At 67.9% G+C, this 24,541-nt stretch carries 21 protein-coding genes; 7 read left to right on the forward strand and 14 right to left on the reverse strand.

Annotated features, from left to right (window positions below):
* Positions 1-552: 552 nt before the first annotated feature.
* The 3 genes from LZ605_RS12200 to LZ605_RS12210 form a co-directional block, all read right to left on the reverse strand.
* Entirely contained in the window at positions 553-1,713 is a 1,161-nt protein-coding gene (locus LZ605_RS12200) for an MFS transporter (protein ID WP_249841885.1), read from the reverse strand.
* A gap of 265 nt (positions 1,714-1,978) precedes the next feature.
* Positions 1,979-2,728 carry a TerC family protein gene (locus tag LZ605_RS12205; protein WP_004144462.1) on the reverse strand — a complete coding sequence of 250 codons (750 nt, stop codon included), beginning with the start codon at positions 2,726-2,728 and terminating at the stop codon, positions 1,979-1,981.
* Positions 2,729-2,761: 33 nt separating this feature from the next.
* Positions 2,762-3,157 (reverse strand): diacylglycerol kinase, encoded by a 396-nt coding sequence (locus tag LZ605_RS12210; RefSeq protein WP_107230410.1) that lies wholly within the window; start codon positions 3,155-3,157, stop codon positions 2,762-2,764.
* 211 nt (positions 3,158-3,368) lie between these two features.
* Here LZ605_RS12210 and LZ605_RS12215 point away from each other — a divergent pair, with 211 nt between their 5' ends.
* Positions 3,369-4,070, forward strand: a complete 702-nt coding sequence (locus LZ605_RS12215) for an SGNH/GDSL hydrolase family protein (protein ID WP_249841886.1) — start codon at positions 3,369-3,371, stop codon at positions 4,068-4,070.
* A 310-nt stretch (positions 4,071-4,380) separates the two neighbouring features.
* On the opposite strand, the gene LZ605_RS12220 is transcribed toward LZ605_RS12215, so the two are convergent.
* The 3 genes from LZ605_RS12220 to LZ605_RS12230 form a co-directional block, all read right to left on the reverse strand.
* Positions 4,381-5,652, reverse strand: coding sequence for a sensor histidine kinase (locus LZ605_RS12220; protein ID WP_249841887.1), 1,272 nt, complete (start codon positions 5,650-5,652; stop codon positions 4,381-4,383).
* Between the two features lie 155 nt (positions 5,653-5,807).
* Positions 5,808-6,521 carry a response regulator transcription factor gene (locus LZ605_RS12225; protein ID WP_002811889.1) on the reverse strand — a complete coding sequence of 238 codons (714 nt, stop codon included), beginning with the start codon at positions 6,519-6,521 and terminating at the stop codon, positions 5,808-5,810.
* An 87-nt stretch (positions 6,522-6,608) separates the two neighbouring features.
* A complete protein-coding gene (locus LZ605_RS12230; RefSeq protein ID WP_279920400.1) occupies positions 6,609-7,253 on the reverse strand; it encodes an arylesterase in 645 nt (214 codons plus the stop codon).
* A 75-nt stretch (positions 7,254-7,328) separates the two neighbouring features.
* Between LZ605_RS12230 and LZ605_RS12235 the strand changes: the two genes are divergently transcribed.
* Both LZ605_RS12235 and LZ605_RS12240 read left to right on the forward strand, forming a co-directional pair.
* Positions 7,329-7,976, forward strand: coding sequence for an ABC transporter ATP-binding protein (locus LZ605_RS12235; protein WP_249841888.1), 648 nt, complete (start codon positions 7,329-7,331; stop codon positions 7,974-7,976).
* Positions 7,973-10,489 (forward strand): ABC transporter permease, encoded by a 2,517-nt coding sequence (locus LZ605_RS12240; protein WP_249841889.1) that lies wholly within the window; start codon positions 7,973-7,975, stop codon positions 10,487-10,489. The genes LZ605_RS12235 and LZ605_RS12240 overlap by 4 nt, the downstream gene beginning before the upstream one ends.
* Before the next feature lie 185 nt (positions 10,490-10,674).
* On the opposite strand, the gene LZ605_RS12245 is transcribed toward LZ605_RS12240, so the two are convergent.
* The 5 genes from LZ605_RS12245 to LZ605_RS12265 all read right to left on the reverse strand — a co-directional run bounded on the left by LZ605_RS12245 (position 10,675) and on the right by LZ605_RS12265 (position 16,046).
* Positions 10,675-11,601 carry a DUF6607 family protein gene (locus tag LZ605_RS12245; protein ID WP_249841890.1) on the reverse strand — a complete coding sequence of 309 codons (927 nt, stop codon included), beginning with the start codon at positions 11,599-11,601 and terminating at the stop codon, positions 10,675-10,677.
* A gap of 73 nt (positions 11,602-11,674) precedes the next feature.
* Positions 11,675-12,277: a Hemin transport protein gene (locus LZ605_RS12250; protein WP_249841891.1), complete on the reverse strand. Its 603-nt coding sequence runs from the start codon at positions 12,275-12,277 to the stop codon at positions 11,675-11,677.
* A 4-nt stretch (positions 12,278-12,281) separates the two neighbouring features.
* Positions 12,282-14,483 (reverse strand): TonB-dependent hemoglobin/transferrin/lactoferrin family receptor, encoded by a 2,202-nt coding sequence (locus tag LZ605_RS12255; RefSeq protein ID WP_409460923.1) that lies wholly within the window; start codon positions 14,481-14,483, stop codon positions 12,282-12,284.
* A gap of 153 nt (positions 14,484-14,636) precedes the next feature.
* The gene (hemP, locus tag LZ605_RS12260) at positions 14,637-14,831 is read right to left on the reverse strand and encodes a hemin uptake protein HemP (RefSeq protein ID WP_005412278.1); all 195 of its coding nucleotides are present in this window, start codon (positions 14,829-14,831) and stop codon (positions 14,637-14,639) included.
* Positions 14,832-15,074: 243 nt separating this feature from the next.
* Positions 15,075-16,046 (reverse strand): aldo/keto reductase, encoded by a 972-nt coding sequence (locus LZ605_RS12265; RefSeq protein WP_249841892.1) that lies wholly within the window; start codon positions 16,044-16,046, stop codon positions 15,075-15,077.
* 193 nt (positions 16,047-16,239) lie between these two features.
* Here LZ605_RS12265 and LZ605_RS12270 point away from each other — a divergent pair, with 193 nt between their 5' ends.
* The 4 genes from LZ605_RS12270 to LZ605_RS12285 all read left to right on the forward strand — a co-directional run bounded on the left by LZ605_RS12270 (position 16,240) and on the right by LZ605_RS12285 (position 20,773).
* On the forward strand, positions 16,240-17,538 hold the full coding sequence (locus LZ605_RS12270; protein WP_107229884.1) for a NupC/NupG family nucleoside CNT transporter: 1,299 nt from the start codon (positions 16,240-16,242) through the stop codon (positions 17,536-17,538).
* A 25-nt stretch (positions 17,539-17,563) separates the two neighbouring features.
* Positions 17,564-18,520 (forward strand): ribokinase, encoded by a 957-nt coding sequence (locus LZ605_RS12275; protein ID WP_249841893.1) that lies wholly within the window; start codon positions 17,564-17,566, stop codon positions 18,518-18,520.
* Positions 18,521-18,843: 323 nt separating this feature from the next.
* A complete protein-coding gene (gene dusB / locus LZ605_RS12280) occupies positions 18,844-19,839 on the forward strand; it encodes a tRNA dihydrouridine synthase DusB (protein WP_107230407.1) in 996 nt (331 codons plus the stop codon).
* A 106-nt stretch (positions 19,840-19,945) separates the two neighbouring features.
* Positions 19,946-20,773 carry a methyltransferase domain-containing protein gene (locus LZ605_RS12285; protein ID WP_249841894.1) on the forward strand — a complete coding sequence of 276 codons (828 nt, stop codon included), beginning with the start codon at positions 19,946-19,948 and terminating at the stop codon, positions 20,771-20,773.
* 55 nt (positions 20,774-20,828) lie between these two features.
* On the opposite strand, the gene LZ605_RS12290 is transcribed toward LZ605_RS12285, so the two are convergent.
* From LZ605_RS12290 to LZ605_RS12300, 3 genes are all read right to left on the reverse strand, one after another.
* Positions 20,829-21,860 carry a metal-dependent hydrolase gene (locus LZ605_RS12290; RefSeq protein WP_249841895.1) on the reverse strand — a complete coding sequence of 344 codons (1,032 nt, stop codon included), beginning with the start codon at positions 21,858-21,860 and terminating at the stop codon, positions 20,829-20,831.
* 118 nt (positions 21,861-21,978) lie between these two features.
* Entirely contained in the window at positions 21,979-22,779 is an 801-nt protein-coding gene (locus tag LZ605_RS12295; RefSeq protein ID WP_249841896.1) for a UDP-2,3-diacylglucosamine diphosphatase, read from the reverse strand.
* Entirely contained in the window at positions 22,776-24,491 is a 1,716-nt protein-coding gene (locus LZ605_RS12300; protein WP_249841897.1) for a lysophospholipid acyltransferase family protein, read from the reverse strand. The genes LZ605_RS12295 and LZ605_RS12300 overlap by 4 nt, the downstream gene beginning before the upstream one ends.
* Between the last annotated feature and the right edge of the window lie 50 nt (positions 24,492-24,541).

The raw sequence follows: 24,541 nt of genomic DNA on the forward strand, positions 1-24,541 counted from the left end.
TCCGGGTGGGCTTGGCGCCGAGCATGCCATGGTTCGGGTGAAAGACCGGCCATCGGGCGCTGCCCCCTCCGCGGTGTGGTCCAGCCAGCTCGGGGTGGGCCGGGAGGGTGGGTCGGCTGGGGGCCGCTGCAAGTACGTCCATGTAAGCTCGGTCGCCGCATCCATGCGGCTCACGCCCCCAGCCGACCCACCCTCCCGGCCACGGACAATTTCCTGCGCACCGCGGGAAGATCAAAAGAAAAATCAAAAGCAAAAGCCGGTTCTTCAGGCATTCGTGTCGACCAAGGTCGACACCTACCAAAGCAGAACGCCGTTCCGACCGATCGCGGCAATCTGTCGGAGGTGGGGCGGTGTGGGTTGGCAGGACCGTTGGCGCCATGGATGGCGCCATCGAGCCCCCATGGATGGGTTCACGGCGTGTCCTGCCAACCCACACCGCCCCGCCCAACCATCAGAAAACCAGCGCCGGCTGTTGCGGTTGCTGTTGCTTCGGCGGTTGCCTTCGCCTTTAGCGGGTGCAGGGCTGCAAGCCCTGCCGGAACCCCATATCACTCAGCAGGCCTCGACCACCGCAGTGCGGGGACGCCCCAGCCATGCCAGCAGCAGGCCCGATGCCGCCAGCAGGCCACCGGCCACCGGAATGGCCGCGTAGCCCAGGCCCAGGCTGATCACCGCCCCACCCAGCGCAGCCCCCAGCGCATTGCCCAGGTTGAACGCACCCACGTTGATCGACGAGGCCAGGCCCGGCGCTTCGCTGGCCGCCTGCATCACCCGGATCTGCAGCGGCGGCACGATGGCGAAGGTCGCCGCACCAAACAACAGCACGCCCAACGCGGCGGTAGCGTGGCTCATGAAGGCCAGCGGCAGCACGAACATCAGCACGGCCAGGACCGCCAGCAGGATGCGGGTGGCGCCATCCAGCGACCAGTCGGCCATGCGACCACCGATGCCGTTGCCGAGGGTGAAACCGATGCCGATCAGCGCCAGCGATACCGCGATGAACGCGTTGGAGGCAGCGGTCAGTTCAGTCAGCACCGGCGCCACGTAGGTGTAGAGGGTGAACATCGCGCCCGCACCCAGTACCGTGGTGGCCATCGCCAGCAGCACCTGCGGCTGCGCGATGGCCTTCATCTCGCGGCGCACGTCCGGGCGCGGGCCAGGCGCCGAGGCCGGAAGGGCCAACCCCAGCGCGGTGATCGCGACCAGGCCCAGCACCGCCGTGCCGGCAAAGGACAGGCGCCAGCCCAGCTGCTGGCCCACCCAGGTGGCCAGCGGCACGCCACCGATGTTGGCGATGGTCAGGCCCATGAACATGGTGGCCACGGCAGCGGCCTGCTTTTCCTTCGGTACCAGGCTGGCGGCGACCACCGCGCCGATGCCGAAGAAGGCACCGTGGTTGAGGCTGGTGACCAGCCGCGACAACAGCAGCAGGCCGTAGTTCGGCGCCAGCGCGGACAGCAGGTTGCCGACCACGAAGATCGACATCAGCAGCATCAGCGCGGTGCGCTTGCCGAAGCGCCCCATCAGCAGGGTCATCACCGGGGCACCGAGCATCACGCCCACGGCATAGGCGGTGATCAGCATGCCGGCGGTGGGAATGCCGACGCCGACGCCGTCGGCGATGACCGGCAGCAGGCCCATCGGCGCGAATTCAGTGGTGCCGATGGCGAAAGCGCCGACGGCGAGGGCCAGCAGGGCGGCTCGGGAGTTCATGGGGGTTTCTGGGGGAGGAAACGGGAAGCTGCGTAGCCTGCGCGCTTTGCCGCCGCCGATTAAGCCTCGCCGCGGGAAAACAGTGTTGACCCCGGTTCACAGGTGGCGACCGTAACCGCCCCTGTAGAGCCGAGCCCACGCTCGGCTGCCGTACACCGCGGCAAAAGCAGCCGAGCGTGGGCTCGGCTCTACAGGATCCCGCAAGACCGATACCTGCCCCATAACGCCGAACCCCCGGCGTTGGCCGGGGGTTCGGGGTCATGCGTTACCAGTCGCCGGCACCCGGCACGTGGTGGTCGCGTGCGCGGCGGCGCATCAGCAGGTTCAGCCACTCCACCAGCACCGAGAAACCCATCGCGGCGTAGATGTAGGGCTTGGGCACGTGCACGTCCAGACCGTCCAGGATCAGCACCGCACCGATCAGCAGGATGAAGGCCAGTGCCAGCATCTTCACGGTCGGGTTGGCGTCGATGAAGCGGCCCAGCGGGTTGGCCGCCAGCAGCATCACCAGCACCGACAGCAGGATGGCGGCGACCATCACCGGAATGTGGTCGGCGATGCCGACGGCGGTGATCACCGAATCCAGCGAGAACACGATGTCGATGATGGCGATCTGCAGGATGACCATGCCGAATACGCCCGACGCCTTGCTGGTGGCCGGGTTCTCGTCTTCGCCACCGGTGATCAGCTCCTTGATCTCCATGTAGCCCTTGATGATCAGGAACAGGCCACCGACGATCAGCACCAGGTCGCGGATGGAGATGCCCATGCCGGCCACGGTGAACAGGTTGGCCGACATGTGTGCCAGGTAGGCCAGCGACACCAGCAGCGCGATGCGGGTGATGCACGCCACGGCGATGCCGAGCTTGCGTGCGAACGGACGGCGCTCTTCGGGCAGCTTGCTGACCGCGATGGAAATGAACACCAGGTTGTCGATGCCGAGCACGATTTCCAGCGCGCTGAGGGTGAACAGGGTCACCCAGGCGTTGGGGTCGGCGAGGAACTCAAAGGACATGGAATCTCTTCAAGGCAGTGGGGGAATGGGGTTTCAGCCGTAGGTTCCGGCCAGCGCGTGCGGCACCACGACCAGGGCCCAGCACAGCAGCACGTTCATCATCAGCACGAACACCGCCGCCGAGCCCATGTCCTTGGCGCGGCCGGCCAGCTCGTGGATCTCGCTGCCATAGCGTTCGATCACCGCCTCGATGGCCGAGTTGGCCAGCTCCATCGCCAGCACCAGCAGCATCGAGCCGATCAGCAGCGCGCGCTCCACCGGGGTCTGGCCCAGCCAGATTGCGAGCGGGGTCAACAGCACCAGCAGGTAGACCTCCAGCCGGAACGAGGACTCGTGCAGCCAGGCGGCACGCAGGCCCTGCCAGGACCAGCGGGCGGCCTGGAAGATGCGACGCGGGCCCCGGGGCATGTGGCCGAAGTGGTCAGCCACGGGCGAAGCATCCAGCAACAGGGGCGCGGCGCAGCGACCGCTCAGACGCACGGCAGGGAATCATGAGTGCACAGGAATAGGCAGATGGACGCCATTTTGCCACAAGGCCAGCCGCCATACCCTGGATCGCCCCGGCGAATGGCCTGCCTGAGGCAAGCACCGCATCGCCGCGCCCTTTTAAGATGGGGGTCCCCGCCTGCTGGAGCACCAGATGTCCCGCCGCCCTACCTGCCTGCTGATGCTGGGCCTGCTGAGCGCCGCACCGTTGGCGCAGGCCCTGAGCCCCCCCTCGGCACCGCGTGTGCCCGAACAGGTCTCCAACGTGGCCTGGGCCGACGACATGGCCCGTTTCGCCCGCGCTGACCGCACCAGCCCGCCACCGCGCGGTGGCATCGAGTTCATCGGCAGCTCCTCCATCCGCTACTGGGAGAGCCTGGCCACCGACTTCCCCGGCCAGCCGGTGTTCAATCGCGGCTTCGGCGGTTCGGAAGTGCGTGACAGCACCTGGTATGCCGACCGCATCGTAGTGCCGTATGCACCGTGCAAGGTGTTCTTCTACGCCGGTGACAACGACCTCAACAGCGGCCGCAGCGCGACCCAGGTGCGCGACGACGTGGTCGCCTTCGTGCAGCGCGTGCATCGCGACCTGCCGAAGACCACGGTGGAGTACCTGTCGATCAAGCCGAGCCCGTCGCGTGCGCACCTGCTGCCGGCGATCAACCAGGCCAACACGCTGATCAAGGCCGCGTTGGCCAGACTGCCCAATACCGGCTACACCGACATCTATACGCCGATGCTCGGTACCGACGGCCAGCCGGATGCGAAGCTGTTCCGCGAGGACATGCTGCACATGACCCCGGCCGGCTATGCGATCTGGACCCAGGCGCTGGCGCCGAAGGTCAACTGCAACTGAGCAACCCCATCCACGCATGGCGTGGATCTACTGTGGATCGCGGGAAACTGTCGAAGGCGGGGCGGTGTGGATTTGCAGGACCGTTGGCGCCATGGATGGCGCCATCGAGCCCCCATGGGTGAGGGCGCTTTGCTTGCGAAGCACTGCTTCGCAAGCGCCCGAACGCCCAGCCGCTAGCGGCTGGGCCGGACCGCGGAGCGGGGTTTACGGCGTGTCCTGCAAACCCACACCGCCCTGCCCCCCGGAGAATGCCTGCTTCTGAAGTTGACGTTGCCTCGGCGGGTGCCGGGCGCAGCCCGGCAAAAGTCCTCTAGCGGAAGATCACCGTGGCCTCGGTGCCCTGCCCCGGTTCGCTGCTCAGGCTGACCTTCCAGCCGAAGCGGTCGCACAGCCGGCGCACGATCGACAGGCCCAGGCCGGTGCCCTGCGGGCGGCTCGGCTCGGCGCGGTAGAACGGCTCGAATGCCCGCGCCAGTGCCTCGGCCGACATGCCGATGCCGGTATCGCGCACCACCACCCGATCGTTGTGCACGGACACGTCGATGCGCCCGTCGTCGGTGTAGCTGCAGGCATTGCGCACCAGATTGCTGACCACCACCTGCAGCACCCGCGGCGGCGCATGCAGCTGCACCGGGCCATCACTGTGCAGGTGCACCGACACCGGACGGCTGCCCAGCAGTTCGTTGGCGTTGTCCACTTCGTAGCGGACGATGTCGTTGACGTCGAACAGTTCGATCTGCGGCTCGACGTCGGCCTCGCGGGCCAGGATCAGGAACGCATCGATCACCGCCTCCATGTCACGGCCGGCACGCTGGATGCGCTGCAGGCTGCGGCGCAGGCGCGGCTGCAGGGTCTCATCGCCCAGCGCCATGTCGCTGGCCACGCGGATGACGGTCAGTGGCGTGCGCAGCTCGTGGCTGGCATCGCGGGTGAAGTTGCGTTCGCGCGCGACGTGCGCGCTGACCCGGTTGGCCAGCGAATGCAGCGCAGCGGCCAGCTGCCGGGTCTCACCCTGCATGTCCGCCGGCAGCTTGTTCGGCTCCAGATCGGCCGCCTCCGGGTGACCCGGGTCCCAGCGCGATACCCGTCGTGCCAGCCAGTTCACCGGCGATACCAGCCGTTTGGATGCACGGTAGGTCACCCAACTGGCGCCATACACGGCCAGCAGGGTCAGCAATACCGGCACGATGCCGAACCAGAACGCCAGCATTTCCGCGCGCGAGCGCAGGAACACCAGGTACAGGCGGCCGGCCGGGCGTACATCCACCAGCACCAGCTGATCGTCCTTGGGCAGCTCGTGGAAGCCCGGTTCCAGGTTGCGCAGGTTGGCCGGCAGGCTCAGCGCCGACTGCCCGTTTTCCAGCAGGTAGCCGCGGATGTTCTGGGTGTTCGGTGGTGGCTGCACCGGCGAGGCGTCGTGCAGCGTCCAGTAGTACGCCGCCTCCTCGCGCAGGGCCGCGCCGACCAGGCTGTGCTTGATCACCAGCGATACCAGCCAGGCACCCAGCAGGATGCCCAGGCTGGCCAGCACTGCCTGCAGGATGAAAGCGATACGGATCTTGCGCGGCAGGCCGTGCGGCATTGCGGAGTCCCGGTCAGAGCGCTGCGATTATAGGCAGCGCACCGCGCCGTAGTCGTACACGGCAGATGACCGCCGGCGCTGCCGGCGGCTCATCGACCTGATCCTGCGGGGCCGTTGCCCGGCCGTGCCTGCATCTGCACCGGCGCGGGCTCCGCTCAGGCCATCGGCTGGGCAATGTCGGCAATGCGGTAACCGGCACTCTGCACGGTGTGCAGCAGCGGACGGTCGAACGGCTTGTCGATGATCTTGCGCAGGTTGTACAGATGGCTGCGCAGGGTGTCCGAATCGGGCAGGCCGTTGCCCCAGATCTCGCGTTCGATTTCCTGGCGGGTGACCACGCGCGGCGATTCGCGCATCAGGATGGTCAGCAGGCGCAGGCCGATCGGCGACAGCTGCAGCTCGGTACCGGCACGGGTTGCACGCATGCTGACCGGATCGAGCACCAGGTCGGCGACCTTGAGCACTTCCGAACCGACCTGGCGACGTTCGCGGCGGATCAGCGCGCGCAGGCGGGCTTCCAGTTCCTGGATCGCGAACGGCTTGGTCAGGTAGTCATCGGCACCGAAACCCAGGCCGGTGAGCTTGTCGTCCAGCGTGTCGCGTGCGGTGAGCATCAGCACCGGGGTGGATTTGCGCGCATCGTTGCGCAGGCGACGGCACACTTCGATGCCATCCAGGCGCGGCAACATCAAGTCGAGCACCACGACGTCATAGCTGTTTTCCGCCGCAAGGCGGTAGCCATCCAGGCCGTCCTGTGCATAGTCGACTTCGAAGCCGCGACCTTCCAGGTATTCCCCGATCATCTCGGAGATGTTGCGGTTGTCTTCGACCACCAGCACCAAGCCGGAGGTCTCCTTCGTCTGACGCATGTGATTCCCTCTAACTTCAGCTTTGTGAAACATGCCGTATCGACGGTGGACGTGATGTGAAGTTCCGTCAAGAGGAAATCAAACGGTTCAGAGCAGCGGCCTGAGCAGCGGCCAGACATTGTCCAGCACCTTCGGCTGCGCCTGCGCGGTGGGGTGCAGACCGTCGGCCTGCATCATGCCCGGTTGCAGCGCCACGCCTTCCAGCAGGAACGGCAGCAGCGGCACCTTGTACTGCGTGGACAGCGCGCGATAGACCGCGGCCAGGCGCTGGCGGTAGGCCAGGCCATAGTTGGGCGGCACGTCGATGCCCAGCAGCAGCACCTTGGCCCCGGCCTTCTGGCTGGCCTGCACCATCTTTTCCAGGTTGGCCTGCACCTGCAGCGGGGTCAGCCCGCGCAGCGCGTCGTTGCCGCCCAGCGCGATCACCACCACACTCGGCTTCTCCTTCGCCAGCAGGCCCGGCAGGCGGGTCAGCGCGCCGGCGGTGGTTTCCCCGCTCATGCTGGCATTGACGATGCGCGGTGGGGTTTTCGACTGCTGCCTGACCCGCTTGTCCAGCAGGCTGACCCAACCGGCATCGGCGGGGATATTGTGGGCGGCACTTAGGCTGTCGCCAAGCACCAGCACGGTACCGGCCGGACCTTTGGCACAGGCCAGCCCGGGCAACAGCAGCAACGCTAGCAGCAGCACCATCATCGCGCCGGCTCGCCGGCTCCATCCCGTCTTGCGCATTGGAGTCTCCTCATCGACAGCCTGTCCCCCCGCAGCGCGTCCGTCGCCATCGCCGTCGACCAGGTCGGCAAATCCGTGCAGGGCCCGGAGGGTGAAGTCCACATACTGGACAACATCACCCTGGCCGTCCATGAAGGCACCAGCGTGGCCATCGTTGGCGCTTCAGGTTCCGGCAAGACCACCCTGCTCGGCCTGCTGGCCGGGCTGGACCTGCCCAGCCGTGGCCGCATCGCGGTGGCCGGGCAGGATCTGGGCAGCCTGGACGAAGAAGCGCGGGCGCAGCTGCGCGCGCGCACCGTCGGCTTCGTGTTCCAGAGCTTCCACCTGCTGCCGGCGCTGACCGCCGCCGAGAACGTCGCGCTGCCACTGGAACTGGCCGGCCGCGAGGACCGCGCGCGGGTCGATGAGGTACTGGCCCAGGTCGGCCTGTCCCACCGTGCCCGCCACTATCCGCGCCAGTTGTCCGGTGGCGAGCAGCAGCGCGTGGCACTGGCACGCGCCTTCGTCACCCGCCCGCACATCCTGTTTGCCGACGAACCGACCGGCTCGCTGGACCACGCCACCGGCCAGCACATCAGCGACCTGCTGTTCGAACTCAATGCCGGCAGCGGCACCACGCTGGTGCTGGTCACCCATGACCTGCGCCTGGCCCAGCGCTGCCAGTACATCCACCGCATCGACAACGGCCGCCTGCTGCCGGTCGAACACGGGGCCCAGGCATGAACCTGCTGCGCCATGCGTGGCGCGCGCTGCGCCGCGAAGCCCTGGCCGGCGACCTGCTGACCGTGTTCGCCGCACTGGTGCTGGGCGTGGCGGTGATGACCGCGGTCGGCACGCTGGTGAACCGGGTCAACTTGGCCCTGACCGGCAGCGCGGCGGAGATGCTCGGCGGCGACCTCGGCATCGCAGGCCGCACCGATCCGGCAGCGGCCTTCGCCGAAGAAGCGCAGCGCCGTGGCCTGGCACACACCCGCATCGCCAGTTTCGGCAGCGTGCTGTTCCAGGGCGATGCCAGCCAGATGGCCAGCATCAAGGCGGTGCAGGCCGGCTACCCATTGCGCGGCACGCTGCGGGTGCGCGCCACGCCCGGCGGCGCGCTGATCGACAACGCCGGCATGCCGCCGCAGGGCCAGGCCTATGCCGACCCGCGCCTGCTGCAGGGGCTGGGGCTGAAGGCCGGCGATGACCTCGAATTCGGCAGCGGCACGCTGCGCATCGCCGGCATCATCGAGTCCGAGCCGGACACAGGCGGCGACCTGCTGACGCTCTCGCCCACCCTGCTGGTCAACCGCGCCGATGTGGAAGGCACCGGGCTGCTCGGCCCCGGCAGCCGGGTCAACTATCGCCTGATGTTCGCCGGCCCGGCCGACCAGGTTGCCGCGCTGCGCCAGTGGCTGCTGCCCCAGGTGAAGGGCCAGCGCCTGCTGAGTGTGGACGACACCCAGCGCGGCGTGCGCCAGGCCTTCGACCTGGCCGGCCGCTTCCTCGGCCTGAGTGCGCTGCTGGCGGTACTGCTGGCCGGCGTGGCGACCGCACTGGCGGCCAACCGTTTCGCCCTGCGCCGCATCGACCAGGTGGCGGTGCTGCGCTGCCTGGGCGCACGCCAGCGCGACGTCCTGCTTGGCCTGGCGCTGCAGCTGCTGATGCTGGCGGTACCGGCCTGCGCACTCGGCATCGGCCTGGGCATGGCGGCGCAGGAGGGGCTGGTGCAGGTGCTGGGCAGCCTGGTGCCGCAGCGCCTGCCGCTGCCCGAAGCGATGCCGGCACTGACCGGCGCCGGCATCGGCCTGCTGCTGCTGTTCGGCTTTGGCCTGCCGCCGCTGCTGCGCCTGCGCGGGGTGCCGCCGATGCGCGTGCTCAACCGCTCCTTCGCCGCGCTGCCGCCGGCCTCGCTGCTGGCCTACGTGGCCGCGCTGGGCGCCAGCCTGCTGCTGGCGGTGCAGGTCACCGGTGACCTGAAACTGGCGCTGTGGGTGCTCGGCGGCCTGGCGGCACTGGCGGTGGCGGCCGGCGCGGTCGGCTTCGTGCTGCTGCAGCTGCTGCGCGGCCTGCAGCACCGCCTGCACGGCAACTGGCGGCTGGGCCTGGCCGCACTGACCCGGCGCCGGCTGCTGGCGGTGATGCAGCTGGTCGGGCTGTCGCTGTCGCTGTGTGCGTTGCTGCTGCTGGCGGTGACCGGACCGGGCCTGCTGCAGCAGTGGCGCGAGCGGCTGCCGGCCGATACGCCGAACTACTTCCTGATCAACATACAGCCCGAACAGCGCCAGGACGTGCTGGCCGCGCTGCGCGTGCTCGGCGCCAACGACGCCAGCATCGAACCGATGGCCACCGGCCGCCTGATCGCGATCAACGGCAAGCCGCCGCTGCGGGTGGACCGCACGCCGGAACAGAGCGGTCAAGCGGATCAGGGCGAAGGCCAGCGCGATGACGACGACGAGAACCGGCCGTTGAACTTCAGCTGGCGCAGTACCTTCCCGCCGGCCAACACGCTGGTCGACGGCACCTTCTGGAAGGCCGACAGCACGGCGCCGGAAGCGTCGGTGGAGATCGGTTGGGCCAAGCGTTACGGCGTGCATCCGGGCGACCGCATCAGCATTGCGGTGGGCGAGCAGCAACGCGAGTTCACCGTCACCAGCGTACGCAAGGCCGACTGGAACACCTTCCGGCCCAACTTCTTCGTGCTGTTGAACCCCAATGCGGTGGGTGACACCCCGCACAACCTGCTGTCGGCATTCCATCTGCCGGCCGGCAAGGCCGCCGGGCTGGGCGAGCTGGTGCGCGCGCAGCCGAACCTGTCGCTGCTGGATGTGGATGCGGTGATCTCGCAGGTGCGCGATGTGATGGAGCGGGTGGCGCAGGCGGTGCAGCTGGTGATGGTGTTCAGCCTGCTGGCCGGCGTGCTGGTGCTGCTGGCCGCGCTGCAGGCCACGGCCGGCGAACGCCGCTACGACAGCGCGGTACTGCGCACGCTGGGCGCGACCCGGCGGCAGCTGCGTGGTGCGGTGCTGGTCGAGTTCGGTGCGCTGGGCACGCTGGCCGCGTTGCTGGCGGTGGGCTCGGCCGCGGCCATCGGTGTGGTGGTTTCGCAGAAGGTGTTCGAGCTGCCGCTGCTGCCGCCCTGGCCGGGCCTGCTGCTGGGCGGGCTGGTCGGTATCGGGCTGAGCCTGCTGGCCGGCTGGTGGGGCACCCGCCGCATCCTGCACACGCCGCCGGCGCTGGCCCTGCGCGAAGCCTGACGCGACGCCGGACCCGGTAGATCCACGCCACGCGTGGATGCGGGAAAGAGCGTGCCGAGCAAGCTCGGCACCTACCAAAGCGGGGCTTCGGTAGATTCACGCCACGCGTGGTTGCGGGAAAGAGCGTGCCGAGCAAGCTCGGCAACTGCCAGAACGAAGCGGAGCCAGTCGAGTCTGACCCGACGTTATCGGGCCTTTTCCACGTACTCGGCGAATACCGCGTCGATCTGCGTGTCCTTCACCTTCTTGCCGGCCTGGATCTCTTCGGCCTGGGTGAACAGCGGGATGATCATCGCCATGCCGTCCAGCTTGGTCTTCAGATGCACGCCCGGGGCCTGGCCGAGGAAGCCGTCCCAGCGCTGGCGCACCTTGGCCCAGTAGCCGGCGGTGGCTTTCCAGTAGTTGCGCGCCGGCGTGAAGTCGATCTCGGTGGTCTTCACGTAGTCGTTGAAACCGAACTCGCGGGCGATCTCCACCTGGCTGCCATCGGCGTTGCGCTGCACCTTGGTGTTGAACTGTTCGTGGGTCCAGCCGTTCGGGGTCAGCGTGTGGCGGTTGATCACGGCCAGCGCGTTGTAGTCGCTGCGCTTGGTGTACTCACGACGCGGCAGCGGGCGCCAGCTCAGGTCGCTGGTCCAGCTCGGCACGTTGTTGGTGTAGTTCCATTTGCCGGTGCCGCAGTAGCGCGGGGCATCGCTCACTTCGTACACGCACTGGGTCCAGGCGCCCTGGTTCACGGCGGCCGGAATATTGCGTACCTGCCAGGTCTGGTCGGCACTGAACTCGAAGCGGTTGGGCGCTTCGTACACCCAGTCCTGGCGCCAGTGCTTGGTGATGTGGCCGCTCTTCTCGTCCAGCAGCAGATGCTGCAGCACGATGCGCTTGGGAGTGTCCTCGACCACGATGACCACTTCGTTGCCGCCGCTGCGCATGGCCGGCGCACGCTCGTAGCCCGGCTTCAGCAGCACGGTTTCGTCGAAGGCGAAATCAACGGTGTACTCGCCCTGCATGGCCAGGATGCTGTCATGGTCGCGGGCGACGTCGGAGGGCTGCGCGCTGGCAACGCCGCTGGCGGCGAGCAACAGCAGGGCGCTGGCTGTCTGGAACTTCATCGGGGTCTTCCTTCGGGGTTGCAGGTTCGTTGAGAGGCCATCGGTGGCCGACAGGCGTTCCATCAGGAAACGATCACAGGCGGATCAGCGGCAGGTCGCCGGGGACGCGTTGCGCCGGGCGCCGCGCCGCATCGGCGCAGCAGCAGTCGTCGATCGCCAGTTCGCCCTCGGCACCTTCCATGCGTGCGATGCGGCGTGCCGTGGCCGCGCCCAGTGACGACAACGTGGACAGGCTCGCGGCCAGCGTGCGGCCCTCGTCGGCGGCGTGCAGGCGCAGTGCGCACAGGCGCCAGCGCTGCCCGCCCAGATGACCGGCCAGGCGCCGCCACAGGCGTTCGCCCACGCTGCCATCGCTGTCGTGCTCCGGGCCCGGTGGCAGCGATGCGACCAGCCGGTCCCAGGCCAGGAAATCGCTGTCCGGCAGCAGGTACAGCCGCCACACGCAGCGGCCGCGTCCGTCGAGGAAGCACAGGCTTTCGCGCAGACCCTCGCTGTCCACGCCCTGGCAGGCGTGCACGCGCACCGCCTGGTGCCAGCCACCCAGTTCGCTGCCGTCAGCGTGGTACAGGCACAGCACGGTGCCCAGCGCTGCCAGCTGCGCCGGCGTGGGCCAGGCCTGCTGCGAAGGGCGCGGCAGGGCGGACGACAGACGACGGGCGGACAGGGCTCGGCTCATGGGATCACCAGGACACGGCAAGGCTGGCCGACAGGGTGCGGCCGGGGCTGGTATAGCGGTCCAGCACGCGGCTGGTCGGCGACAGCGTCGACCCCACGCTGGAGACGTTGGACCAATCGATGTAGCGCTTGTCGCCCAGGTTGAACACGCCGACGTTGAAGGTGGCGCCCGGGGCGAAGTTCCAGTGCGCCATCAGGTCGGCCACACCGTAGCCGGCCGGGCGGTACACCGTGGCCGAAGCGACGCGGTCCTTGCGCTTGACGAAGGTGCCGGCCAGTTCCACGCCCCAGGTGTCGGTGTCATACATCAGCCCGACGGTGCCACGCAGCGGGTCGACCGAATCCAGCGGAACATCCTCGGTCTTGTTGTCGCCACGCGACCACGCCACCGCACTGCGCAGTGCCCAACCCTGCAGGCTCGGGCTGATCTGGCCGAAGTCGACGCCGGCCTTCAGTTCGGCGCCGTAGATACGTGCGTCGGCGATGTTGCGCGACTGGAACACCATCAGGCCCTGTGCGTTGGTACCCACCAGCGACTGCGACTCGATGAAGTCCTTGTACTCGTTGTAGTAGCCGCTGACGCTGACGTAGGCGGCCGGCGACAGGAAGCGCAGGCCCAGTTCCATGCCATCACTGGTTTCCGGCTTCAGGTCCGGATTGGGAATGGCGGTGTAGCCGAAGGCGAAATTGGTGAAGCCGAGGTTGACATCGTTGTAGGGCGGCGAACGGAAGCCGTGCGAGTAGCCGGCAAACAGCGACCATTGGTCGGTGAAGCGGTAGACCAGGCCGAACTTCGGCGAGACGCTGGTCTTGGTCAGCTTGGCCACCGCCACGCCCGGGTTGTCTTCGGCGAAGATGCTGTCCACCTCCGGCTTCAGTTCGTAGCGGTCCACGCGCACGCCGGGCACCAGCGACAGCTTGTCGCCCGCCAGGCGCATTTCATCCTGTGCGTACAGTCCCAGCTCGGTGGTCTTGCTGATCGGGAAATCGCGGACTGGGAACGCATCGGGCAGGATGGTGGTGCTGGTCTGGCCGTTGGCCAGGACCTGGAAGCCATCGCGCTTCTGCCGGATCTCGGTGCGTGCGCCCTCGAAGCCATAGGTCAACGCGTGCTCGACGCTGCCGGTGCTGAAGGCCTTGTTGAACTGGGCCTGCAGGCCATACACGCGCTGGTCGAAGTTGAACTCGCGGTGACGACGGCTGCGGTTGGCACGGTCTTCGTCGGTGATCTGGGTGGTTTCGCTGTGCTGGGTATACAGCTGCCAGTGCAGGCTGTCGGCGAAGCTCTTGTCCAGCGCATCCATTTCATGCGCGAACGACACGCGGGTGCGGTTCTGCGTATCGCGTGCCTTCATGCCGGTGGTAGTGGTGCGGTCGATCGAGGACAACACGTTGGTATCGGTGTTGTCTTCGTTGCCTTCCACGGTCAGGCGGAAGCGTTGGTCCTCGCTCGGTGCGTAGACCAGCTTGGCCAGGCCGCTGCGACCGTCGCGGTCCTGCGGATTGGGGGCGGTGCGGGTGTTGTCCAGGCTGCGCACGTCGCCCTTGTTGTCGGTTTCCTGGCCCTGGCGATGGTTGATGTTGACCATGCCGCTCCAGTGCTCACCACCGAAGGCGCTGGTCACCCCGCCAAGCAGGCCTTTCCACTCGCCGTCGTAGCCGAACTTCAGGCCGACGTAGCTGTCCTTGCCGTCCTTGAGGTAATCGGCCGGGTCTTTGGTGACGAACGCCACCACACCACCGAGTGCGTCCGAGCCGTACAACGAGCTGGCCGGGCCGCGCACGATCTCCACGCGCTTGAGCGTGTCCAGATCGGTGAAGTTGCGGTTGGCGTTGGAGAACGAGCCGATGTTGAAGCTGGTCGGCATGGCGATGCCATCGGTCTGCACGCGCACGCGATTGCCGTCCAGGCCGCGGATGCGGATGCTGCCCAGGCCGAAGCGCGCCGCGCTGCGGCTGACCGACAGGCCGGGCTCGTAGCGCAGCAGATCCTTGATGTCCTGCACCAGATGGCGATCCATCTGTTCGCGGTCGATCACATCGACGGTGGCGGCAACGTCGCTGACCGCGCGCTCGGTGCGCGTGGCGGTGACCTGCACGCGGTCGAATTCGCGCGCCTCGGGGGCGGCGCTGGCCGCAGCAGCGGCGTGTGCGGACAGCGGCAGCGCGATCCAGACGGCAAGGCAGAGGGCGGTATGGCGGGTCATCGGGTTCGGTCGGTCAGGCAGGGGAACCCCCGGTTACCGGCACACCCGGAAGGTGCACGCGGTAGACCGAGGGGGAGAGAGCGGGCGCGGACGGGTCGCCCACCCTGCCGGCGCTGCCGGCAGGAGGGAGGGAGGCGGGCGACCAGACCGCGGTTACTTGGTCAGGATCAGCTTGTCGTTGCTGGTGTGCCGCAGGCGATAGAAGCGGTCGCCGTGCTGGATCAGGATTTCACGACGGCCCTTGAGCAGGGCTTCGCTGTCGATGACCTCTTCCGGCGGAACGACGCGGACCGGACGATCGCGGAGGGTCAGCGTTTCGGGGCGCAGCAGTACAGGTTGAGCATTCATGAGCATCTGGACTCGTGCGAGGGACGAGTTAAATGATAATGATTCTCAGTTGACAATCAACAACCATTCTCACTTTCATTGATGAGATTAATGATCGAATTCGTAAATTCGATAGATCTAGTCAATCAAAAGGGCGTGGCACCTTTGTAGAGTCGAGCCATGCTCGACTGCTCTTGGCGCCGTCGCCTGGAAACACCCGCGCTGCGCGCGAAGTCGAGCATGGCTCGACTCTACAAAGGGTTGTCAGGCGAACGCGGCTTCTACCTGCGCCCAGCCGGCGGCATCCACCCGCTCCAGCACGTCCAGCGCCTGCAGGTTCTGCAGCAGCTGCTCGACCCGGCTGGCGCCGAGGATCACGCTGGACACGTTCGGGTTGCGCAGGCACCAGGCAATGGCCAGCGTGGCCGGGGCCTGGCCCAGCGCGCGCGCCACTTCGCTGAAACGGCGTACCTGCGCCAGGCGCGCTTCGGCGTCGGCCCCCAGCACCAGGTCCTGCAGCCATTCCATGCCTTCCCGGCCCAGCCGTGCATCGGCGGGAATGCCCTGGTCGTACTTGCCGGTCAGCAGGCCCGAGGCCAGCGGCGAGAAGACGGTGGTGCCCAGGCCGGCGCGGGCGTACAGCGGCGCGTACTCGACTTCGACCCGCTCGCGGTGCAGCAGGTTGTACTGCGGCTGCTCCATCGACGGGCCCTGCAGGTTGTGTGCTTCGGCAACGTCCAGCGCCTGCTGGATCTGCGCAGCCGACCATTCCGAAGTGCCCCAGTAGAGGATCTTGCCCTGCCGCACCAGGGTGTCCATGGCATGCACGGTCTCGGCAACCGGTGCGTCCGGGTCCGGGCGGTGGCAGTAGTAAAGGTCCAGGTAGTCCACCCGCAGACGCTTGAGCGCGGCGTGGCAGGCGTCGGTCACGTGCTTGCGCGACAGGCCGCGCTGGGTCGGCCGCGGGTCCTTGGCGCTACCGAAGAACACCTTGCTGGACACGCAGAAGCCATCGCGCGGCAGGCGCAGGTCGGCAATCACATCGCCCATCACCTGTTCGGCGCGGCCGTTGGCATAGCCCTCGGCGTTGTCGAAGAAGTTGACGCCGTGGTCCCAGGCGGCGGCCACCAGGTTGCGGGCCTCGTCGCGCGGGATCTGGTCACCGAAGGTCACCCAGGCGCCGAAGGACAGGGCGGAAATCGGCAGGCCGGTGGAGCCCAGGCGACGGTAGTGCATGCAAATCTCCTGCTGCGGGCCCGCATCCGGGCCGGGATCGAACCCCATTCTACCTGCCGGCGCCGGCCGCAAGCCCTTGCCGTTGCTGGCCTGATCGGTACCGATGGCCGCCTGCACGCTGCTTTTCCTTGCCCCGGCCCCGGCCCTGCACTAGGCTTCCCGTTTTTCGCGACGCCCCAGGGGAGTCACTCACATGGTCGAAGGTTTGGGCAGGATCGGCTTCGGCCTGTTCGGGTTGGCGGTGCTGATCGGCATCACCTGGTTGTTTTCCAACAACAAGCGCGCGGTTGACTGGAAGCTGGTTGCCACCGGTATCACCCTGCAGATCGCCTTTGCGGCGCTGGTGATCCTGGTGCCGGGCGGCCGCGACGTGTTCGACGCGCTGGGCCACGGCTTCGTCAAGGTCCTGAGCTTCGTCAACGAAGGCTCGAAGTTCATCTTCGGCTCGCTGATGGACACCCAGAACTACGGCTTCATCTTCGCCTTCCAGGTGCTGCCGACCATCATCTTCTTCTCGGCGCTGATGGGCGTGATGTACCACCTCAACGTCATGCAGGCGATCGTGCGCGTGATGGCGTGGGCGATCACCAAGGTGATGCGCGTGTCCGGTGCGGAAACCACCAGCGTCTGCGCCAGCGTGTTCATCGGCCAGACCGAGGCGCCGCTGACCGTGCGCCCGTACATCGCCAAGATGACCCAGTCCGAGCTGCTGACCATGATGATCGGCGGCATGGCGCACATCGCCGGCGGCGTGCTGGCGGCCTATGTGGGCATGCTCGGCGGCGGCGACCCGGTGCAGCAGGCGTTCTACGCCAAGCACCTGCTGGCGGCGAGCATCATGGCGGCGCCGGCCACCCTGGTCGTGGCCAAGCTGCTGATTCCGGAAACCGGCACCCCGCTGACCCGCGGCACGGTGAAGATGGAAGTGGAGAAGACCTCCAGCAACATCATCGACGCAGCCGCCGCCGGCGCCGGTGACGGCCTGAAGCTGGCGCTGAACATCGGCGCCATGCTGCTGGCCTTCATCGCCCTGATCGCCCTGCTGAACGCCCCGCTGACCTGGATCGGTGATGTCACCGGCCTGGCCGCGATGATCGGCAAGCCGACCAACCTGTCGACCATCTTCGGTTACGTGCTGGCCCCGATCGCCTGGGTGATCGGCACCCCGTGGGCCGACGCCACCACGGTCGGTTCGCTGATCGGCCAGAAGGTGGTGATCAACGAATTCGTGGCCTACACCGAACTGTCGCAGATCGTGAACGGCCAGATCGCCGGCGTGACCCTGTCCGACGAAGGCCGCCTGATCGCCACCTACGCGCTGTGCGGCTTCGCCAACTTCAGCTCGATCGCCATCCAGATCGGCGGTATCGGCGGTCTGGCCCCGGAACGTCGCCACGACCTGGCCAAGTTCGGCCTGCGCGCGGTGCTGGGCGGTACCATTGCCACCTTCATGACGGCCACCATCGCCGGCGTGCTGACGCACTTCAGTTGAACCCTTGGTTGAGAAAAGATTCCCTATGAGCAGCAGTGTCGTTGTCGTCGGTTCCTTCAATGTCGATCACGTGTGGCGGTGCGAGTCGCTGCCGGCACCGGGCGCGACCATTGCCGGCCGCTACAGCACCGGCCCGGGTGGCAAGGGCTTCAACCAGGCCGTGGCCGCCTGCCGCGCCGGCGCCGAGACGCACTTCGTGTGCGCGCTCGGCGATGACGCCGGTGGTGCCACCGCACGCGAACTGGCAGCGCAGGATGGTTTCGGGCTGATCGCCGAGGCCAGCAGCGAGCCGACCGGCACCGCGGGCATCTACGTGGACGCGCGTGGCCGCAACACCATCGTCATCGGCCCCGGCGCCAACGCCGCGCTCAGCACCGACTTCCTGCAGCAGCAGCAGGCGCGGCTGACCGCCGCCAAGGTGGTGCTGGTGCAGCTGGAATCGCCGGTGCAGACCATTGAAGCGGCACTGGCCACCGCCCGCGAGGCCGGTGTTACCACCGTGCTCAACACTGCGCCGGCCGACGCGCCCTCGACCATCGGCCTGCTCAAGCTGGCCGATGTGATCACCCCGAACGAGACCGAGTTCGTCGCCCTGCTCGGCCGCCATGTCGGCGAGCGCGTGGATGCCAACGACGTGGCCGCGCTGGATGGCGCCAGCCTGCATGCGCTGTGCCGCAAGCTGGTCGGCAACGGCACGGTGGTGGTGACGCTGGGGTCGGTGGGCGTGTTCGTCTCGCATGCCGACGAAAACCTGCGCGGCGACACCCAGCCCTACTACCGCGTGGGTGCCGAGCAGGTGCAGGCGATCGACACCACCGGTGCCGGTGACGCCTTCAACGGTGCACTGGCGGCCTCGCTGGCGCAGGTGGCCGACGCCCCGTTCGCCCGCCACGTGCGTTTCGCCAACCAGTTCGCCGGCCGTTCCACCGAGAAGGAAGGCGCCGCTGCGGCGATGCCGCGCTTCACCCCGGCCGACGTGTAGATCCACGCCATCTGTGGATGAAGAGGCCCGGGCATGCAGATGCCCGGGTTTTTTTTGGCCGTCCATCCACGCATGGCGTGGATCTACCGAGGGATGGCCACACCCCCGTGGGAAGCGACCGGGGAGCCCGTGGTAGATCCACGCCATGGGTAGATGCGCGTTACCGGCCCACCCAGCCGCCCACCATCACCCGCGCCTGGGGGCGGCGGAAGCAACCGTCAAGCATCTGCTGATGCCGGTACGGCATGAGGTCGGTGCCGATCGGCCTGAACCCGGGGCCCACCGACACCGCCCAGGCCCCGCCCGCGCTCTACAATGGGCGCATGCAGATCGGCCCGTACACCATTGCCCCCAACGTCGTGCTGGCGCCCATGGCCGGCGTCACCGACAAGCCGTTCCGCCTGCTGTGCAAACGGCTGGGCGCGGGCCTGGCCGCCTCGGAAATGACCATCAGCGACCCGCGCTTCTGGAACACGCGCAAGTCGATCCACCGCATGGACCATGACGGCGAGCCGGCGCCGATCAGCGTGCAGATCGCCGGCACCGAGCCGCAGCAGCTGGCCGAGGCGGCGCGCTACAACGTCGACCATGGCGCGCAGATCATCGACATCAACATGGGCTGCCCGGCCAAGAAGGTGTGCAACGCCTGGGCCGGTTCGGCGCTGATGCGCGACGAGCAGCTGGTGGCGCGCATCCTGGAAGCGGTGGTCAACGCGGTGGATGTGCCGGTCACCCTGAAGATCCGTACTGGCTGGGATTGCGACCACCGCAATGGCCCGGTCATTGCCCGCATTGCCGAAGACAGCGGCATCGCCGCGCTGGCCGTGCACGGCCGCACCCGCGACCAGCATTACACCGGCCAGGCCGAATACAGCACCATTGCCGAGATCAAGGCCGCGCTGCGCATTCCGGTGATCGCCAATGGCGACATCGATTCGCCGCAGAAGGCCGCCTACGTGCTGCAGCAGACCGGCGTGGATGCGGTGATGATCGGCCGCTCGGCGCAGGGCCGGCCGTGGATCTTCCGCGAAGTGGCGCATTACCTGGCCACCGGGCAGGAACTGCCGCCGCCCTCGCTGGCCGAAGTGCGCGACATCCTGCTGGGCCACCTGCATGCGCTGCATGCCTTCTATGGTGAGCCGCAGGGTGTGCGCATCGCGCGCAAGCACCTGGGCTGGTATGCCAAGGACCGGCCGGAGAACGCCGCCTTCCGTGCGGTGGTCAACCGTGCCGAAGACCCGCAGAGCCAGATCGCGCTGACCACCGAGTACTTCGACCGCCTGATCGCCGGGGAACCGGCATTGCCGTCGGCCGCCTGATCACCTGCGCATTTGTAGCGTCGAGCTTGCTCGACTGGTTTTCAGAACAGTCGAGCAAGCTCGACGCTACGCTCCCCAGCAAACTCGACCTCCACACGAGCCCGCCATGACTCCGCCGATCTCTTCCCCGACCTACCTGCACGGATTCTCCGGCACCGAGCAGCAGCGCCTGATGACCCAGGCCCGCCTGCTGGAATCGAGCATCTTCGGCCAGATCGACTACAGCGGCGCGCGGCGCCTGCTGGAAGTGGGCAGCGGCGTGGGGGCGCAGACCGAGATCCTGCTGCGCCGCTTCCCCGAGCTGCACGTGACCGGCGTGGACCTGAGCGAGGCCCAGCTGGCCACTGCCCGCGAGAACCTGGCCCGCACGCCGTGGTGCAGCGACCGCTACACGCTGCAGCAGGCCGACGCCGGCGAGCTACCCTTCGAAGCGCGCAGCTTCGATGCCGCGTTCCTGTGCTGGGTGCTGGAGCATGTACCGTCGCCAGCGCGCGTGCTCAGTGAAGTGCGCCGCGTACTCGCCCCCGGATCGCCGGTGTACATCACCGAAGTGATGAACGCCTCGTTCCTGCTCGATCCGTACTCGCCGCACATCTGGCGTTACTGGATGGCCTTCAACGACTTCCAGTACGACCATGGCGGCGATCCGTTCGTCGGTGCCAAGCTGGGCAACCTGCTGTTGGCCGGCGGCTTCCGCGATGTGCACACCGAGATCAAGACCATCCACCTGGACAACCGCGAACCGGCCCGTCGCAAGACGATGATCGCGTTCTGGGAACAGCTGCTGCTGTCGGCCGCCGACCAGCTGCTGCAGGCCGGTACGGTGGATGAGGAAACGGTGGAAGGCATGCGGCGCGAGTTCCGCCTGGTGCAGAACGATCCGAATGCGGTGTTCTTCTATTCGTTCGTGCAGGGCCGCGCTACGGTGTATTGAGGGTCCGATCCACGCATGGCGTGGATCTACGGTGCCATCCACGCATGGCGTGGATCTACGGCGCGGTGTGCCAGATCCGCTGCCACATCGCTGCCAGCCGGCCCTTCATCTCGGCCCGTGCCTGCGGGCTGGCGTAATCGGTGCGGCGCTGCTCGGGCACGATCGCCTGCCACCGCCCGTCCACCTGCTCGGCCACCACGAAGTTGAAGGTGTAGTCCGGTTCCAGGCCCATGCGCAGGTCGCTCAGCACCAGCCGGCCTTCCACCACCTGCGCACGCATGAAACCGCGGTTGAACCACTGCAGCTGCTGCACCGCAGGAATCGCCGCGGCTTCGCGCAGTGCCTGCACGTTGGACGCATGGCCCTCGAACTGCATCGGCCCCTGGTCGGCCAGCAGCGAGCGGTCAGCCACCACGTAGCCGCTGGGTGTCATCGCCACCACCCGCCACAGCAGCGTGTTGAACGGCATCGGCACCGAGAAGCGTGGCGCGTCGCCCAGCCCCATCGCCGCCAGGCTCTGCTGCGCGGCACGGTCGACCTGCGCCTTGGCGATCAGGCCCCAGCCCAGGTAGGCACTGCTGACCAGCAGCGCCAGGCCCAGCACCGTGCCCGCCCACGGCCGTGCACGTCCGAACCAGGCCAGCACGCAGCCCAGCAGCAGCCACACCGTGTAGGCGGGATCGATGATGAACACGCTCGAGCCCATCGCCGGATGCGGCCGCAGCGGCCACCACAGCTGCGTGCCGTAGACGGTGAACGCGTCCAGTACCGGATGGGTGACCAGCGCCAGCTGGATCGCCCAGAACCAGCGCGTCGGCGATTGCGCGACGCGACCGTTGCCGAAGCGCTTGAACAGCCACCAGATCAATGCGGCCACCCACGGCAGCACCAGCAGCGAATGGCTGAAGCTGCGGTGCTCGATCATGTTCGCCACCGGATCAGCGGCGGTGAAGCCCAGCCACAACGCGTCGAGGTCCGGCAGGGTACCCAGCGCGGCACCGGCCAACAGGGCCGCACGGCGATGGCCGGGCGGGGCGATGGCAGCGGCAACGGCGCCACCAAGTACGATCTGGGTCAGGGAATCCATGGCCCGATGCTAGCGGCTTGCGGGCGGTGCATGTAGAGCCGAGCCCATGCTCGGCTGCTCTTCGTTGCGCGTAACGGCAGCCGAGCATGGGCTCGGCTCTACAAGGGGACGGACGCGGTCATGCCGCCTGTGACAATCGCGCGCCCGGCAACTCCACCAGCGTCTGGCCATTGTGATCGAGCAGGCGCAACGCGCCATCATGGTCCTCGGCCAGCGCCGTCAGGCTCTCCACCCAGTCGCCGTCATTGGCGTAGACCAGGCCATCGCGCTCCACCAGCGTGGCGCGGTGGATATGCCCGCAGACGATGCCATCCAGCCCGCGCCGACGCACGTCGTCCAGCCCGGCCTGCACGAAGCGCTCGATATAACGCTCGGCCGCGCCACTGCGCTTCTTCAGGAACTCCGACAGCGACCAGTAGCGCATGCCCAGCCGGCGCCGCACCGCGTTCAGCGCCTGGTTGCCGGTGAGGATGCGGTAGTACAGCCAGTCACCGAACTTTTCCTGCAGGCCACCAAAATGGGTCACGCCGTCGTACTCGTCGCCGTGCGCGACCAGCAGCCGGCGCCCGTCGGCAGTCACGTGGATGGCACGCCGGCGCACCTGCATCGCCGGCAGCATCACCCCGCACACGTGGCGCAGCGAGGCATCGTGATTGCCCGGGATGTAGATGATCTCGGTGCCAGCACGGCGCAGCGCATGCAGGGCCTGGATGACTTCGCTGTGCGACTGCCGCCAGTTGGCACGGCGATGGGCCATCCACCACAGGTCGATGATGTCACCGACCAGGTACAACCGATCACAGCGCAGCTGGGAGAGGAACCGCGCCAGCTCGGCGGCATGGCAATGACGCGAACCCAGGTGCACGTCGGAGACGAACACGGCGCGCCGGTGCGGCGACAGGTTCGCCAGCGTGCTCATGCCGGCGCCCCCGCGTCGCGCAGGTAGCGCTTGCGCTTGTTCGGCCGGATCGCGCACAGGTCCACCTCGATCAGGCCATCGATCGAATCGCTGAAATCAGGATCGACACCGAAGGCGAGGAAGCGGGCGCCGCCGGGTTCGCACAGATCGGTGTACTGGCGGTACAGCGTCGGCACCCCGGTCCCCAGCGCGGCCAGGTTGGCCTTGAGCACGTCGAACGCGGCGCCGGCGTCCAGTTCGCCGAAGCTCGGCGGCGCGGCGAAGTACTGGAACGGCCGGTTCGATTCGGCCAGCCCGGCGGTTCCGCTGTAATAGCGCTGGTAGTAGGCCACCAGCTGCTCGCGCGCGTCGCGTGGCAGCGCCGCGCTGATCGACACCGCGCCGAACAGGTAGCGGATGCCCGGCCGGCACTGCAGGTAGGCGCCGATGCCCTGCCACAGGTAGTCCAGGCTGCGGCTGCCCCAGTAGTCGGGCACCACGAAGCTGCGGCCCAGTTCCAGGCCCTCGGCGATGTGGGTGATGGCGTCGTCGGAATAGCGGAACAACGACGCGCTGTAGAGCCCGGACAGGCCGTGCCGGGCCAGCGCCTGCGCACCGCGCATGATCCGGTAGGCGCCGGCGATGCGCTGCGCGGCCGCGTCCCAGATCACGATGTGTTCGTACTGTGGGTCGTAGTCATCCAGGTCACGGCTGCGACCGGTGCCCTCACCCACCTGGCGGAAGGTCAGCTCGCGCAGGCGGCCCAGTTCCAGCAGCAGCGGAGAGTCGGCGGTGCAGGTGGCCAGCAGGATCTGCTTGCCGTCGGCGGTCTGGCCCAGCTGGGTGGCCGTGGCGATGCCGGCGGCAACCTGCGAGGGCGGCACGGGGGACGCCAGCGGCTCGGGGCCTGCGAAGGCAGCGGCATTGCCGGCCACACCGTTGCGGCCCAGCGCATACAGCGCGCGGCGCACCGCCAGCAGCTGTGCGCCCGGATCACCGCCCTTGCCCAGCTGCATCGGCTCGCCGATGCTCAGCCGCAGCGGGCGGCCACGACGGGTGAACATTTCGCGCGCCAGCAGCGCGGTGCCCGCCGGCTTGAACAGGGTCGAGGCGCCGTAGAACAGCGCCGAGTTGCGCGCCTCCACTCGCACCGGCAGCACCGGCGCGCCGGCGGCGCGGGCAAAGCGGACGAACCCGCGCTGCCAGCGGCCATCGCGGATACCGCGCAGCGACAGTCGCGAGACTTCACCGGCCGGGAACACGATCACGCACTGCTCGGCCGCCAACGCTTCTTCGACCGCATGCAGGCTGCCGCGCTGCGCCTTGCCACCGAGGATGCGTACCGGCAGCAGCAGATCCTGCAGCGGCGCAATCGCCCCCAGCAGGTCGTTGGCCACGATCCGCACGTCGCGGCGGATGCGGCCGACCGCGTCCAGCAGCGCCAGTGCATCCAGCGCCCCGGACGGATGATTGGCCACGATCAGCAGGCGGCCGCTGGCCGGAATCTTGGCCAGGGCGGCGGGGTCCACCTGGTACTGGCCGTCGATGAACTCCAGGCCGGCGGCGACGAAGCCGAAGCCGCGCAGGCCTGAGCTGCGCTGCAGGAAGGCCTCGATCTGGTCCAACCGCGACCAGCGGCCGACGCTGCGCAGCAACGGCCGCGCCAGCTGGCCACGACGGCCATGGAACCAATCGGGGAAGCGTTGCTGGAGACGCTGTTCGAGTTCCTGCATGGCGGATCCACTCATGCCCGGCGGCCGGATTGGCCGACAGCCTGCGCCCG

Source organism: Stenotrophomonas maltophilia (assembly GCF_023518235.1).
In the GTDB taxonomy this organism is placed as follows: Bacteria; Pseudomonadota; Gammaproteobacteria; order Xanthomonadales; family Xanthomonadaceae; genus Stenotrophomonas.